This is a genomic window from Mycetocola sp. JXN-3 (assembly GCF_014522285.1).
Classification (GTDB): domain Bacteria; phylum Actinomycetota; class Actinomycetes; order Actinomycetales; family Microbacteriaceae; genus Mycetocola; species Mycetocola saprophilus.
On sequence record NZ_CP041635.1, the window covers coordinates 281,531 to 296,709 of the forward strand.

Sequence of the window (15,179 nt, forward strand, 5' to 3'; positions counted from 1 at the left end):
AGAGGATCCGGGCCGCGGTTTTTTGTGCGGATTCTCCCGATTCGTCAGGCATCGATCAATAGGGGAGAATAGGGGTATGACCGAGTCTCCGGAGCCCCAGTCCGACCCGCTGCAGGAGGAACGTACCCGCACCACCGTCCGTGTGCGCCGCTCCCCGAAGTACTTCACATTCATTGTGATTGGCGGGGTTGTGGGCATCGTTGCCGCGATGATCCTCACCTTCTCGTTCCCCAAAAATGAGGACTTTAGCCAGGGGCAGATCTTCGGATTCCTGGCGCTGGTCTGCGTGGTTGTGGGGATCGCGATTTTTGGGAGTTTGGCCATCCTTTTGGATCGACTGGTTGGACGCAAAGAACACGTCATCGATGCGGATAAGCTATACGTGCACCCCGTGGAAGAGCCCCAAGATCTCCACGAGCCGGTGGCTCCGACTACGACCGAGGGTACCGACCAAAAATGACCTCTGCCTCCGCCTCCTACCGTGACGCCGGCGTGGATACCGCCGCCGGAGACCTCGCGGTTTCGCTGATGAAACAGGCGGTTTCCGCCACGCACGGACCGGAGGTGCTGGGAGGTTTTGGCGGCTTCGCCGGTCTGTTCGACGCGTCCGCCCTGCTGGGCTACCGTCGCCCGCTGCTGGCCAGCTCGACCGACGGCGTGGGCACCAAGGTGGCCATCGCCCAGGCGCTGGACAAGCACGACACCATCGGCCAGGACCTGGTTGGCATGGTGGTGGATGACATCGTCGTGGTGGGGGCCAAGCCCCTGTTCATGACCGACTACATTGCCTGCGGCAAGGTGGTTCCCGCCCGTATCGCCGACATCGTTGCCGGCATCGCCCGCGCCTGCTCGGCCACCGGCACCGCCCTGGTGGGCGGCGAGACCGCCGAACACCCGGGTCTGCTGGGTGTGGACGACTACGACGTCGCCGGTGCCGCCAGCGGTGTGGTCGAGGCCGACCGCGTGCTCGGAGCCGAGCGCGTGCGGGACGGCGACGTGGTCCTGGCACTGGAATCCTCCGGGATCCACTCCAACGGTTTTTCCCTGGTCCGGCACATCCTCGCCGGCGCGGATATTCGCTACACCGATCACAGCGCCGAACTCGGTGCCAGCTTCGGTGAGGCACTGCTTGAGCCCACCCGGCTCTACACCACCCCGCTGTTGAACCTGCTCGGCGATGAGCGTTTCGACGGTGCCATCCACTCCCTCTCACACGTCACCGGCGGTGGCATTGCCGCCAACCTGGCCCGCGTGCTGCCGCTGGGTTCCTGGGTCGAGGTGGAGCGTTCCACCTGGTCGCCCGCCCCGGTCTTCCGGGTCCTCTCGGACATCGCCGGCACCAGCCTGGAAAGCGCCGAGGGCACCTGGAACCTCGGCATCGGCTTCTTCGCCGTGGTCTCCGCGGAGGTGGCCGATGCCGTCACCGCGGAACTCACCGCCGGTGGAATTCCGACCTGGGCCGTGGGAACCGTGCACACCTCTGCGCGCGACTTCACCGGCTTCGAGCAGGGTGCCAAGGGTGTGGACGGCGGCGCCGTGCGACTCATCGGTCACTACGCAAACTAGAACCCCTCACACCCCGAAGAGAGCCTTTAAAACCCATGTGCGGTATCGTCGGCATCGTCTCATCAAGTCCCGTCAACCAGCAGGTCTATGACGCACTGCTGCTCCTGCAGCACCGCGGTCAGGATTCCACCGGAATCGCCACCTCGGACGGATCCACCTTCCACATGCACAAGTCGAAGGGGCAGGTGCGTGAGGCGTACCGCACCCGGAACATGCGCTCGCTCACCGGCACCGTGGGCCTCGGCCACGTGCGCTACGCCACCACCGGCAGCGCGGCCAATGAGCAGGAGGCCCAGCCGTTCTATGTGAACGCGCCCTACGGCATCATCCTGGTGCACAACGGAAACCTCACCAACACCCGCGAGCTCTCCCGCGACCTGTTCCATGTGGACCGTCGCCACGTGAACTCGACCAGCGACACCGAGCTGCTGCTCAACGTCCTGGCCAACGAACTCCAGTCCTCGCTGAGCGGCCTGGACCTCGACCCGGACACCGTGTTCAACGCGGTCTCGCAGGTCCACGAGCGGGTTGAGGGCTCATATGCGGCGATCGCGATGATCGCCGGTCACGGACTGCTCGCCTTCCGCGACCCGTTCGGCATCCGCCCGCTGGTGCTGGGTCGCCGTCCGGGCAAGGGCCAGGACGAGTGGATCGTCGCCTCGGAGTCGCTGGTGCTGGAGAGCGCCGGCTACCAGCTGGTGCGCGATGTTGCCCCCGGCGAGGCCGTGTTCATCACCCCGAGCGGTGAGCTGCACATCCGCCAGTGCGCCCTGAAGCCGCGCCTGGTGCCCTGCTCGTTCGAGTATGTTTACCTGGCCCGTCCCGACTCGGTGATGAACGGTATCTCGGTCTACGACGCCCGCCTGCGCCTGGGTAACCGCCTCGCCGACACCATCGCCGAGCACATGCCGCTGGGTGACATCGACGTGGTCATGCCGATCCCCGATAGCTCGCGTCCCGCCGCCATGCAGGTCTCGCAGAAGCTCGGGATCGAATACCGCGAGGGCTTCTACAAGAACCGCTACATCGGTCGCACCTTCATCATGCCCGGGCAGGAGCAGCGCTCCAAGAGCGTCCGCCAGAAGCTCAACGCGATGGGCAGCGAGTTCCGCGGCAAGAACATCCTGATCGTGGACGACTCGGTGGTGCGTGGCACCACCTCGCAGCAGATCGTGCAGATGGCCCGCGAGGCCGGCGCCAATAAGGTGACCTTCACCTCGGCGGCCCCGCCCGTGCGCTTCCCGCACGTGTACGGCATCAACATGCCCTCGCGTGCCGAGCTGGTGGCCCACGGCCGCAAGATCCCCGAGATCGCCAAGGCGCTGGGTGCCGACCACATGATCTACCAGGAAGTAGCGGACATGCAGAGCGCGATCATCGAGGGCTCGGATGTGACCGAGCTTGAGATGAGCTGCTTCACCGGTGAGTACGTGACCGGCAGCGTGAGCGAGGAATACCTCGCCTGGGTCGAGAAGAACCAGCTCTCCTAGACCGCGTTTAGCGGGCACCGTCCCACCCGGGTTTTCGGGCGAGTTGGTGCCCGCTTGGCGTTTAAGCGCGCCAGATTTCCTCACCGTCATCGAAGACTCCGGTGGGGGAGAAGCCCAGGGCGCGGGCCACCCCCTGGGAACCGATGTTGTCGGGGTGGATGGACGCGGCCAGATCGGGGATCCCGCCGGCTCTGAGCGTGGACACCAGCTCGCGGGCGGCCTCGATGGCGAACCCGCGGCGCTGGAACCGGGTGCCGATAACCCAGGCGATCATTGCGCTTCCGGTGGCCGGGGTAATCGTCGCCTGCACCGTCCCCACCAGCTTGCCGGTTGCGTCCTCCCGGAGCAGCCAGTTTCCCCACACCTCGGCGGATCCGGCCGGTGCTCCGGTGGACAGGCGTCGATAGCGGGCGCTCAGGGCCTCGAGACTCAGCGGTGCGCCGCCGATATGGCGGTGCAGCTCGGGGTCATCGAGAAACTCGAATGCCTCGGGCGCATGTGCGGGCCGCAGCGGCTCGGCACTCAGTCGACTGGTGTGGAAGGGAACGAGGGGATTCGTAGTCATCGGTCCCCACCGTAGCGCATCCCGTTCCATCGGCTGCCGCCGTTTCTCGGGGTGAGCGCGGTGAGGTGTTCCGGGGCTCGGGTGCGGGGTAGCGGCGGCCGCGCGGGGCACTGCCCCGGGGTTAACGCCGTGAGGCCCCGGCCGGGTTACGGCAGGGGCCTCACGGGCACGGTGGAGGAACACGCTAGGCGTGTTTGCTCTCACCCTCGTAGTCGTCGGCATACTCTGCCCACTTTGCGATCTCGGCGTCGTAGTGATCACCGGGGGCATGCCCGGTGAGCTCGCGCTCGAGCGCATCGTAATTGACCTCGGGACTGAATGATTTCAGCTCACGAGCGATCTTGGTGTGCTTTGCCTTTTGACGGCCGCGCCCCATGCGAGACCCCCTCACGAATCAGTTTGTCGAACGGGGTTACCCGCCCGATGGTTTCACCAACCAGGGAACGATAAAGACTAACCTTGATCGTAGCATGCCATGCGACAAAGAGCGTCCATCGGGACACTCGTGCAGGGACGCCACGCCGAAAAACACGAATTCGTTACGCGGGGCGCGCACAGGCGGCATATGCTTCCAACACACGATGGAGAGAGGGCGGTTTCGGTGAGCGAACGTGCACACACATACCCGCCGCTGCATACGTTTATTCTGGTGGGCATCGGCGCGATGGTGGGTGTTGCCGCGCGGGCGATGCTGGGGGAGGTGTGGCCGCCGCAGAACCATGTCGCCTATACGACGGTGGGGATCAACCTGCTGGGGGCGTTCCTGCTCGGCCTCCTCACCGACCGCCTGGCCGCCCGTGGTCCGGAGACCCCGCGCATCCGCGACGTGCGCCTGCTGCTGGGCACCGGGGTCATCGGCGGGTTCACCACGTTCTCGGCCATCGCCATGGACACCGTCACCCTGCTCCACCTGGGTCGGATCACGGATGCCCTGATCTACGCCCTGATTTCGATGCTGGGCGGCGTGCTGACGGCCTGGCTCGGCATGATCCTGGGTGCCAAAATCTTTAGCGGACGTGCCCGATGAACGCCGGGGTTTTCACACTGGTCATCCTCGCCGGCGGACTGGGCGGAATCCTGCGCTACTGGCTGGACGACCGGATCCGCGCGCGGGTGGGCACGACATTCCCCTGGGGTATCTTGGTGGTGAATGCTTCCGGGGCCTTCGCGCTCGGGCTCCTCACCGGGCTACTCGGAGCCTGGGGCTTGGACGACAGCGTCCGGCTCATCCTGGGTGTTGGATTCCTGGGTGGGTATACAACGCTCAGCACCGCGAGTGTGGACTCGGTGAAACTCATTCGGGCGGGCCATCCGGGCCGCGCGCTGACCAATTCGCTGGGCAGTCTGGCGCTCGGCGTGGCGCTGGCCGGCCTCGGCTACTTTCTGGGCTCGCTCGCGGGATAGCCCCGGCCCGTCTGGGACTCTCACCATCGTCACGAGCATCACTCGGGGCCACGAGGGGTTAAAGAGGGGTGTCGCGGGGGCCCCACGCCCCCGCGACACCGCGGTTCCCGGCCTGTCTAGGCGGCGGGAACGTTCGGCACGTCCGCGGGAGCAATTGCGCGTCGACGTGGACCGAAAATGAGCAGGGCGGCGGTGGCGAGGAGGAGTCCACCGGCGCCGAGCAAAAGGAGTTGTTCAAGCGGGCTCAGGCTAAAACCCGGGGTGATCGGGGTCAGGTTTTCGCCCAGGGTCACCACATCGGGATCCTCGGTCTGGGCGGGGGCTGGGGCGGCATCGGGGGCCGCGGCCAACGCCTTGGGAATCGATACCGGAACCCAACCCACCAGCTCACCCGCGGTGTTCAGCACCGCAAACCGGTACTCACCGCCGGGGAGTCGGCTGAGATTGAGCCCGAGCGTGCCCGCATCACCCACGCGAACCCAGTCCACGGCGGTCGCCGAGGGGTACACGTAGAGGAAGAACCAGTCACCCGGCTTGGCTCCGGGCACGGTGATCGCCAGGACCCCGTCGGTCAGGGTGGCTTCGAGCCCGCCACGGTTGGACTCATCCAGTGCTGCGGTCGGAGCCTCCGGCGCACGCTCGGGCTTGGGCGCGCTCTTCTGCGGGGGCGCGGCGACCGCGCGCGGGGCGAGGGCGGCCGGAGCGATTTCGGACCCGGAGCCTCCGGAGGTCCCGGGGCCACCCGGCTGACCCGGAGTGCCCGGCTGGCCCGGAGTCCCCGGAGTTCCGGGGGTTACGGGGGTGCCCGGTGTGCCCGGTCCCTCGGAGGTCCCCGGTCCGCCGGGCTCCTCGATCCGCACCGGCCCGGTGATCACCGGCGCGGGTGCCTGCGCGCCCGCCGGGGCGGCCCAGGACACCGCATTGCGGAAGATCCGGGTGTCGCTGCCCGACCAGTTGCGGCTGTCCAGGCCCGCGGAGGTGCCGTTGAGCGCCATCAGCACGTGCCGGTTGTGGGCGCGTTCATCCACGGCGATCCCCGTGCCGCGTGCGGTCGTGACCGCATCCTTCCCGGTCCCGACCGTGGTCACGGTCTCGGCCAGGATGCTCACCCGGGTGCCGGTGAAGCCTTCGAACCAGGCGTGATCCTTATAGGTCGAGGTGGAATCATGCACCACTACCGAGCCCACGCCCGGTGCCTCGCCCGCGGCAAAGTTGGTGGTGAAGATCGGGTGATCGGCCAGCAGTCGATAGCCGGTGCTCGCCAGCGCCTCGTCGTCGGCGCGCTCGCGCACCGCCGGATTGCCGCGCAGGGTGCTCAGCTGGTTGATGCCCGCCTGCGGGCCGGAGCCGTTATCCAGCCAGAGCACGCCGGTCCCGGCCGCGTCGGTCTGGGCGATGAACTCGGTGAGTCTTGCGGCATCCACGGCCTCGGGGGCATCCCACACCACCACGTCATAGCGGGTGGCATCGAAATCGGCGGGGAGCGCGGTGGCGCGGGTGGCCATGAGGTCACCGGCCGAAAGCATCGCCGTGGTCTGTCCACCGCTATCGCCGAGGACCAGGACGCGCGGGAGCGGTGCCAGCCGAAAGTCGATGGTGGTGCGTGAGGCCGCGCTTACGGCCGCGGCAGGGGAGAGTGCCCCGGCAAAACCCTCGGCCTGAACCTGCACCTGATACTCACCCGGCGGCAGCCCGGCGAAGGCGAAGGTACCGCGGGCATCGGTCCGCGTGTGCTGCGGGATGCCGCGTACTCCGACGCTGGCCCCGACGATCGGTGTGCCATCCACATGGGAGAGCACCGTCCCGCGCAGCTCGCCCACGGTGATGGTGGGCAGCGCGAGGGTCAGATTCTGCATGGACTGCGCGGTCACGGTCACCGTTTTACTCGCCGTGGTGTGGCCCAGCTTGGTCGCGGTCAGGGTATAGGTGCCCGGCACCAGGCGCGCGGTGAACCGGCCCCGGGCGTCGGTGGTCCAGGTTTCGCCGCGCTCCCCGTGGGAGACCGTGGCACCCTCGATCGGGACCCCCTTCTCGGAGGTGACCACCCCGTTTACCCCGGAGGTCTGGCGCAGCGCGTTGAGGGCGGCAAACACGTTGATCCGTCCGGCACCGAACCGGGGATTCGGCCGCGCGCTGCCGTAGCGGTCGTCAAAGTAGGAGGTGTTTTCCAGCGCGGTGGCAATCTGGTCCACGCTCAGCCCGGCCTGGGCCGAGCGCAGCAGGGCCACGGCCCCGGCCACGTGCGGGGTCGCCATCGAGGTGCCGGTGGAATCGCCCCACTTACCGCCGGGCATCGCCGAAAACACGCGGGTTCCCGGTGCCGAGGCGTTGGGCTTCACAAACGCCTGGGGCCAGCCCTGGGCGGCGGTGATCTCGGCGGGCCAGTCGGTCACGGCCCCGCAGGATCCGGGGTCCACGACGTTGTCGGGTCCGGTCATCCCCACCGCGAAGGTCTCGAAGATGTTCCCGGGGGAGGAGGTTCCGGTCGCCCCGCAGGGGGCATTCCCGATCGCGATGGCCGGGAAGATCCCGGCCTTGCGCAGCGCCTGCACCGGGGCGATAAACGCGGCATCGTATCCGTTTGATCCCAGCGACATGTTCACCACGTCGGCGGCACGGCCCGCGGGTTTCCCGTCGCCGTCATAGGGGGCCATCGCCCACTGCATGCCGGCCAGGATCTTGGCAAATGAGCCACCGCCGGCCCCGCTCAGCACGTTGCCTACCATCAGGGTTGCGCCCGGGGCCACGCCGATCTGGGTGCGTGAGGCGGACCCGCCCACGACGGTTCCCGAGACGTGGGTGCCGTGGGATCCGGGGTCCGAGGGGACCGTGCGGATGGGCTTGCCGGAGCGATCGTAGGCGATCCATCCGCCGGGGAAGGTGGGGTCGTTGAGGTTGCCGCCGGCGAGCTTGCCGGCGATGTCCGGGTGGGTGGCATCCACGCCGGTGTCGAGGACCGCGACGCGTACGCCGGCACCGGTCATCCCGAAGTCCTTCCAGACCCGGTCCGCCTCGATCTGGCTGATGCCGTAGGTGACCGGGGCGGATTCCTCCGCGATCCCCGAGGTCTCGGTCGAGGATCCGGCGGACGCGACCGCGGGAATCCCCGGTGCCTCGGCCTCGGTCGCGGTAAACGACTCGGAGGGGGAAACGTCAAAATTGGGGACCACGCTGGTGGCGCCGGGCAGTGCGGCAAGCCGGGCGAGGATCTCCGGGGTATTGGGGGCCTGGACCAGGATCGAATTGTTGATCCAGAACCGGTTGAGGACCCGCACCCCCTCGCCCGAGAGTGCCGCGAGGGCCTTCTCGGCGCGCGCCTGATCGGCGGTGGCGGTGCGTTCGAGCGCGGCGCGGGTGCGGGCCGGGTCGCCGAGCGCAGCCTCGGGGAGTTCGGCCTCGGCCAGGGTGATCAGGATTTCGATGGTGTCGGCGGTGCCGCCGGTGGCACCCGTCTTCGACGAGGCGGCACCGGCCAGGAGCTCGGGCGCGATCGCAGCGGGCTGGTCCGAGCCATCGGTGGGGGCCGAGTACTCCGGGGAGCCCGTGAGTTTCGTGGTCGCCGTGAGGTCCGTGATTCGCCCGTTCTGGCCACCGGCCTGAGCGGACCCGGGCCCCATCCCCTGCGCGAACGCAAACGGTGCGGCCAGCGTCCCCGCGGCCACCAGGGCGAGCGCGGTCAGGCCGAGTGCGGCCGGACGCGACCGGGCCCGTTTCACCGCGGCGCTCCGGCGGGACACGGCGGTTTCGGCGCGCGTCGATGCGGCCGGGGGATTCGATCGGTGCAGGGGCATGACTCTCTCAGGGATTGGCGGGAAGGGCGCTCGGTCGGGTGTCGGGAAACCGAAGGCAACGCGATAACCATAGCGCATGATTGAAGAATTAATTAGGTAAGCCTTAACTAAATCTTGTTTAATTGAATAAGGTCACGCTAACCTAACTTCCATGCCCCTCAACTCCCTACCCGGAGCGGGCCGAATCCTCAGAATTGCGCTGGCTAGCGGTCTAATTCTTGCTCTTTCGGCGTGCTCGCTAATTGTGGGCGACACCCCCGATGTCGCCCACACCTCCGCCGCATCCGCGCAGAGTCCGCGCCTCTTCGAGGGTCCCGACACCGCGCTGCTCGCCTCGAGTGACATCACCCCGATCACCACCGATCCGAAACCGCAGCTGCCGGTCACGGTGACCGGTTTGGACGATGTCGAGGTGCGGATCACCGATGTCAGCCGGATTATCGCCATCGACGGCACCGGCAGCCTGGCCTCGGTTGTCTTTGGGCTCGGCTTTGGCAAAAACGTGGTGGGACGAGACATCACCACCGGGTTCGATTCGGCCAAGCACCTGCCGCTGGTGATGGACAAGCACACGCTCAATGCCGAGTCGATCCTCGACCTCAACCCCACCCTGATCCTCACCGATTACAGCGTGGGTCCCTATGACGTGCAGATGCAGATCCGCAATGCGGGCATCCCGGTGGTCTTCTTCAAGGCCGCCGAAAACATGGACGATATCGGTTCGGTGATCCAGGCCGTGGCCACAACACTGGGTGTGCCCGAGCTGGGCACCACCTACACCGCAGATTTTGAACGCCGCCTCGCCGACACTCTGGCCGAGGTCAAGGCGATGGCTCCGCAGGCCGCCGCCGATCGGGTACGGATGGTCTTTTTGTACATGCGTGGCAAGGCCGGCGTGTACTACATGTACGGCAATAATCCCGATGGCTCGATGGGCATTGCCGGGGTCCTGATCGAGGCCCTGGGCGGGATCGATGTGGCGCGCGAGGCCAACTGGACCAGCGGATCCCTCACCGCCGAGGGGCTGATGAAACTCGAACCCGATCTGATCCTGATGCTGACCCTCGGCCTGGAATCCGTGGGTGGGATCGAGGGACTGATGAAGGTGCCCGGCGTGGCCCAGACACCCGCCGGGGCACGCGAACGCGTGGTCGATATGAGTGACTATGAGATGTTCACCTGGGGTCCGCGCACCCCGGACGTTTTGCTGGCGCTGGCCCATGCGATCTATCGCACCGGGGATCACGCATGAGTATCCAGGACAAGCCGGTCGTCTTCACCGATCCCGCCGCCGGGCTCGTGCTGAGCACCCTACTGCCCGGCGCGCAGGTCCCGGCCGAGCTGCCGCGTCCGCGCGCCGGACGGGTAGTGGCGCTGTTTGTCTCACTGGGTGCGGGCCTGCTGATCGCGGTCCTGGTGGCCGCGGCGCTGGGGCAGCTCCAGGTACCGCTGGTGGAGGTCATCGGCTCAATCTGCGCCCGCATGGGTCTCGGCTGCGGGGTTGCTCCCGCACACCCCAACGGCGACGCGGCGCTCTGGGAGGTACGCTTCCCCCGGGTCGCGCTGGCCGTGCTGGTGGGGGCCGCGCTCAGCGCCGCCGGCGCGCTGATGCAGGGGGTGTTTGGCAATCCGCTCGCCGATCCCGGGGTGGTCGGGGTGTCCGCGGGGGCGGCCCTCGGTGCCAGCACCGTGATCGTGCTGGGATTCGGGGCGGGCAACGCCTGGGCGATTCCCGCGGGTGCCTTTGTCACCGGGATGTTGACCGCGCTGCTGGTCTACTCGATTTCGCGCTCGGGCGGACGCTCGGAGGTCATCACGCTGATCCTGACCGGTATCGCCGTTAACGCGTTTGCCGGGGCCGTGCTGGCATTTTTGACCTTCGCCGCGACCACCAATCAGCGCGAGCAGATCGTGTTTTGGCAGATGGGTACCCTCTCCGGGGCGCTCTGGCCGCAGGTCGCGGTCATCGTGCCGCTCTCGGTGCTGGGGCTGCTGTGTGCGTTCATGCTGGCCCCGCAACTGGACCTGCTGGCCCTCGGCGACGATGCGGCCCGGCACCTGGGGGTCAACATCGAACGCCTGCGCATCGGCACGATCGCCGTGGTCTCGATCCTCACCGCCGTCGCGGTGGCCTTCGCCGGGATCGTCGGTTTTGTGGGGCTCGTGGTGCCGCACGTGATCCGGATGATCATGGGCCCCGGAAACCGGGTCTTGGTCCCGGCCAGCGCGCTCGGCGGCGCGCTCCTGCTGGTGGTTGCGGATACCTTTGCGCGCACCGCGATCCCCTATGCCGAGCTGCCGCTGGGCATGCTCACCGCCCTCGTGGGTGGGCCGTTCTTCTTCTACCTGCTGCGCAGCGCGCGCAGTCGCACCGGGGGGTGGGTGTGATGATGTTTGGTCGACAGCTGCGGCTGCCCGAGCCCGCCGAATACGGCAGCGTGGTGCTCTCCGGGACGGACGTGAGCGTGCGCCGCGGCGGGGACGACATCCTGCACGGGGTGGATATCGACGTGCGTGCGGGCGAGGTGGTGGGCATTCTCGGGCCCAACGGGGTGGGTAAATCCACCCTGCTCGGGGCGCTCTCGGGTGACCTGACCTATCGCGGTGCGATCACGGTTTCCGGACGCGAGGTGGGGGCCTGGGGTGGGCGGGCGCTGGCCCTGCGCCGCGCGGTGCTGCGGCAGTCCAACCCGCTGAGCTTCCCCTTTCCGGTCCTCGACGTGGTCAAGATGGGGCGCGCACCCTGGCGCGGCATGCTGGATCCCGATATCAACAACCGGATCGTGGCCGAGGAGCTGGTGCGCACCGACACGATGCGCTTTATCGAGCGTGTGTTCACCTCGCTCTCCGGTGGCGAGCGCGCCCGCGTGGCCCTGGCCCGGGCGATGGCGCAGCGGGCCGGAATCCTGCTGCTGGATGAGCCCAGCGCCGCCCTGGACATCAACTATCAGGAGCAGGTGCTTGCGCTCGCGCGCTGGTACGCCCGACGCGGGAACGCGGTGGTGATCGTGCTGCACGATCTGGCCGCGGCCGCCGCCTACACCGACCGCATCCTGCTGCTGCAGGACGGGCGCTCCCGAGCTTTCGGGACCCCGGAGGAGGTGCTCACAGCCGAACTGCTGAGCGAGGTGTATGAGCACCCGATCCGGGTGAGCCGCGAACCCGATGGAGAGCTGATCGTGCTGCCCGTGCGCTTTGCCGACGAGGGCCCGCGGCACGGTGCCGAGTCTCCCGGCGCTGAGAGTTTGCGCCACGACTCCGGGTCTCCCACCGATGCGGGTCCGCCCCGCAACTCCGGGTCGCCCGCCGATCCCGGCCCTCTTTCTCCGTCCGTTCCCCACTCGAATCAGGAAGTGTCCCCGTGACCACAGTGTCCCCGTTCCCTCGCGTCCTGCGCCGCACCGCGGTGCTGCTGCTCGGCGCGCTCATCGCGCTGGCCGGGCTGGTATCCGCCGATCCCGCGCACGCCGCCTCCTCGGTGAGCGTGACCGGTCGGCCGGCCCTGGAATCGCCCACCCAGCTGAGCCTGAGTGGGCGCGGATTCCAGTCGCTGCCCAATGCCCCCGGGGGTATCTACGTGTTCTTCGGCGCGGTCTCCACTCCCGGATTCAACGCGTGGGCCCCCAGCCAGGGCGGCAGCACCGGCGTGACCTATAACTACGCGGGGACCGGGGGAGCGCAGCTGCTGGTGTCCTTCCCCGGCGGATCCTCGGCGAGCCAGGCCAACGGCCAGATGGATGCCGCCGGAAACTGGAATGCCACGATCACCGTCCCGGGGCTGAAGTTCGCCGCCAAGGACCGCAACGACGTGGTGCGCCAGGTGGACTGCGGAACCGTGCAGTGCGGGATCATCACGATCGGCGCGCACGGCCAGTGGAACGCCAATAACGAGACCTTTACCCCGGTGAACTTCGCCGAGGGCACCGTCTCGTACTCAGACGCGCCGGTCGAGGTACCCGCGGTCTCGACGATCGAGGGTGCCAGCGAGGCCCCCGTACCCGCCGCCGAGGAACCCTCGGCCGAGCCCAGCGCGGCTGCCGCCCCCGCCGCCAGCCCGTCGGCCTCGCCCCGACCCGAGTCGGCGGCCCAGAACTCCGGAGCCGATGGCGCATCCGTCCTGGTGATCGGGGTGCTCGCGGCCTCCGTGCTCGCCCTCGCCGGGGCCGGTTTCACCGTCTGGTTCCGTCGCCGAGCCGTCCGCACGGCTCACGGCACAGCACCCGAAGAACCCAACCTGGAGGAACGCTAATGTTACGTCCTACCCGGCGCCCCCGAGCGAGCTTCGGCTCGCGTGGGATCGCCCTGACCCTGGGCACGGTCCTGCTCGCCGGCGCGTTTGCCACCGGCACCGCGCAGGCGCTGCCCGCCCCCGAAAACCCATCCGCGGCCCCCGCGGCCGCCAGCGACCGGGTGACCTCGGGCAACCTGAGCTGGGGTGTGCGCACCTCGATCCGCAACTATCTGGAAAACTTCGGCCACACCAACGGCTCGGTCGAGGCCCGTCCGCCGGCGACCTACGCGCCCGGTGATGAGGCCGCGGTCTTCCCCGTGACCCGTGGCACCGTGGATGCTGCCGTCGGAACCGCCGATATCGAATTCGGCGGTGCCTTCAACATGAAGGGCTTCGGCGAGGCCTGGTTCCACTTTGATCAGGTGCGCCTGGTGATCGAAAATCAGACCGCGACGGTGCGCGTGAACATGCGCGAGACCTACCAGAACAAGACCGCGCAGCCCGGCTTCGCGATCGCCCGCTTCCCGCTGGCTCAGCCCCCGAAGCCCGACGCCAACGGCGTGCTGGAGCTCCGGGCGCTGCCCGGAAAGTTCACCACCGAGGCCGTGGCCAACCTGCCGGTCTTCGGCGCCGAGTCGCCCTATGCGGCCCCCAACGATTTTGTGGATCCGCTGAGCGTGCGGGTTCAGGTGGGCGAGCCCGCCACGAACCCGTCCACGCCGCCGACCCCCGACCCCAGCACCCCGCCCACCACCCCCTCGACCCCGCCCACCACCCCGGAAACCGGACCCTACGGGGCGAGTCAGGGCAAGGCGCTCGCCGGATCGGCCGCCCGCATCACGGTCACCCCGGGATATGCCCTGAACGCCGCGGGGGACACCCCGATCACCGTGCAGGGCACCGGATTTGATCCGGGCACCGCCGCCCCCGGTGAGGGAACCGGTGGCATCTACGTGGGCTTCGGTCAGCTCGCCACCCCCACCGACACCGAGTCCTGGCGGCGTAGCAAGGGCGGCGTGAGCGGCGTGGGCCGCGACTTCAACTACGGTGCCCCGCGCTTCGTGGCCGCCCACAACACCGCCAACGGTGCGGTGGCCGACGCGGTCATGGATGCCCAGGGCAACTGGACCTTCAGCACCGTGCTGCCCGGTAAAACCCTCGCCTCCTTCTTCGACCCGAACGCCACCATGGACTGCGTCGAGGCTCAGTGTGGCGTGCTCTCCTTCGGTGCGCACGGCGTGATCAACGCCGCCAACGAGGCCTACACCCCGCTGTACTTCCAGGGGCAGGATGAGACCGGCTGGCCCGAGCGCGGCACCGTGGTGGTTCCGCCGATCACGACCCCCTCGACCCCGCCGACCACCCCGAGCCCGCAGCCCAGCACCCCCGCCACACCCGATCTGGTGACCCCGCCGGTGGGCAAGGCGGCCCCCTATGGAACCAGCACCGGCACGAATCCGACCGGTGCCAGCCTGACCGTCTCCCCGGCCTGGAGCCTCGGCGATAAGCAGCAGCAGGTCACCCTCACCGGAAAGGGATACGACACCAGCAAGGACTTCGGTGGTGCCTACGTTCTCTTCGGCTGGATCGACCCGGCCAAGGGCACCCAGTGGGGCCCCGCCGGCGGCGGACGCACGGGCTTCGAGTACGTCTACCACCAGGAGGAGGAGTTCCAGGGGCTCGTGCTCTACCCCGGGAACACCAACGCGGGCAGCACCGATTCGGCGCGTCAGGGCCGGATGGATGCGGCCGGAAACTGGTCGGGCACCTTCACCATCCCCGCCTCCCAGTTCACCGCGTTTGGCAAGACCATCGACTGCTACCGCGTGCAGTGCGGCGTGATCACGATCGGGGCTCACGGCGTGCGCAATGCCGGGGTCGAGGTGTTCACCCCCGTGTACTTCACCGGTGAGGCCGACAATGCGGTGGTCGCGGGTGCCCGTCCCGACACCGTGAGCGGGCAGGGCCAGGCCGTTGACGGCCAGGGCCTCGCCGGCACCGGATTCGACCAGAACCAGCGTCCGCTCTGGCTCCTCTCCGCCCTGATTCTCTCCGGCGCCCTGTTCAGCATCGTGCTGGCACGCCGATTCCGACGCACCACCCCCGAAACAGCAACCTCCCACAACTAAGGA

General features: G+C 68.2%; 13 protein-coding genes. 10 read left to right on the forward strand and 3 right to left on the reverse strand.

The window, feature by feature from the left end; all coding sequences use genetic code 11:
- The first annotated feature begins 76 nt into the window (after positions 1–76).
- The 3 genes from C7C57_RS01410 to purF are packed head-to-tail and all read left to right on the forward strand — an operon-like array spanning position 77 to position 3,056.
- Entirely contained in the window at positions 77–460 is a 384-nt protein-coding gene (locus C7C57_RS01410) for a hypothetical protein (protein WP_051701707.1), read from the forward strand.
- Positions 457–1,566 carry a phosphoribosylformylglycinamidine cyclo-ligase gene (gene purM, locus C7C57_RS01415; protein ID WP_030147881.1) on the forward strand — a complete coding sequence of 370 codons (1,110 nt, stop codon included), beginning with the start codon at positions 457–459 and terminating at the stop codon, positions 1,564–1,566. Before C7C57_RS01410 ends, purM begins: the two co-directional genes overlap by 4 nt.
- Positions 1,567–1,601: 35 nt before the next feature.
- Entirely contained in the window at positions 1,602–3,056 is a 1,455-nt protein-coding gene (gene purF, locus C7C57_RS01420; protein WP_121687599.1) for an amidophosphoribosyltransferase, read from the forward strand.
- A 61-nt stretch (positions 3,057–3,117) separates the two neighbouring features.
- Here purF and C7C57_RS01425 read toward each other — a convergent pair whose 3' ends face one another.
- A complete protein-coding gene (locus C7C57_RS01425) occupies positions 3,118–3,621 on the reverse strand; it encodes a GNAT family N-acetyltransferase (protein ID WP_223144774.1) in 504 nt (167 codons plus the stop codon).
- Between the two features lie 184 nt (positions 3,622–3,805).
- Positions 3,806–3,997 (reverse strand): DUF3073 domain-containing protein, encoded by a 192-nt coding sequence (locus C7C57_RS01430; protein ID WP_030147884.1) that lies wholly within the window; start codon positions 3,995–3,997, stop codon positions 3,806–3,808.
- A 225-nt stretch (positions 3,998–4,222) separates the two neighbouring features.
- Between C7C57_RS01430 and C7C57_RS01435 the strand changes: the two genes are divergently transcribed.
- Both C7C57_RS01435 and crcB read left to right on the forward strand, forming a co-directional pair.
- The gene (locus C7C57_RS01435; RefSeq protein WP_187977324.1) at positions 4,223–4,648 is read left to right on the forward strand and encodes a CrcB family protein; all 426 of its coding nucleotides are present in this window, start codon (positions 4,223–4,225) and stop codon (positions 4,646–4,648) included.
- On the forward strand, positions 4,645–5,025 hold the full coding sequence (gene crcB / locus C7C57_RS01440; RefSeq protein WP_187977325.1) for a fluoride efflux transporter CrcB: 381 nt from the start codon (positions 4,645–4,647) through the stop codon (positions 5,023–5,025). Before C7C57_RS01435 ends, crcB begins: the two co-directional genes overlap by 4 nt.
- A 116-nt stretch (positions 5,026–5,141) precedes the next feature.
- On the opposite strand, the gene C7C57_RS01445 is transcribed toward crcB, so the two are convergent.
- On the reverse strand, positions 5,142–8,816 hold the full coding sequence (locus C7C57_RS01445) for a S8 family serine peptidase (RefSeq protein WP_187977326.1): 3,675 nt from the start codon (positions 8,814–8,816) through the stop codon (positions 5,142–5,144).
- Positions 8,817–8,967: 151 nt separating this feature from the next.
- On the opposite strand from C7C57_RS01445, the gene C7C57_RS01450 reads away from it, so the two are divergent.
- Genes C7C57_RS01450 through C7C57_RS01470 form a run of 5 tightly spaced genes read left to right on the forward strand, consistent with a single transcriptional unit; the run spans position 8,968 to position 15,176 of the window.
- A complete protein-coding gene (locus tag C7C57_RS01450) occupies positions 8,968–10,068 on the forward strand; it encodes a hemin ABC transporter substrate-binding protein (protein ID WP_187977327.1) in 1,101 nt (366 codons plus the stop codon).
- The gene (locus tag C7C57_RS01455) at positions 10,065–11,204 is read left to right on the forward strand and encodes an iron ABC transporter permease (RefSeq protein ID WP_187977328.1); all 1,140 of its coding nucleotides are present in this window, start codon (positions 10,065–10,067) and stop codon (positions 11,202–11,204) included. Before C7C57_RS01450 ends, C7C57_RS01455 begins: the two co-directional genes overlap by 4 nt.
- A complete protein-coding gene (locus C7C57_RS01460; protein WP_187977329.1) occupies positions 11,204–12,181 on the forward strand; it encodes a heme ABC transporter ATP-binding protein in 978 nt (325 codons plus the stop codon). The genes C7C57_RS01455 and C7C57_RS01460 overlap by 1 nt, the downstream gene beginning before the upstream one ends.
- A complete protein-coding gene (locus C7C57_RS01465) occupies positions 12,178–13,065 on the forward strand; it encodes a hypothetical protein (protein WP_187977330.1) in 888 nt (295 codons plus the stop codon). The genes C7C57_RS01460 and C7C57_RS01465 overlap by 4 nt, the downstream gene beginning before the upstream one ends.
- Positions 13,065–15,176: an HtaA domain-containing protein gene (locus tag C7C57_RS01470; RefSeq protein ID WP_187977331.1), complete on the forward strand. Its 2,112-nt coding sequence runs from the start codon at positions 13,065–13,067 to the stop codon at positions 15,174–15,176. Before C7C57_RS01465 ends, C7C57_RS01470 begins: the two co-directional genes overlap by 1 nt.
- The last annotated feature ends 3 nt before the right edge of the window (positions 15,177–15,179 follow it).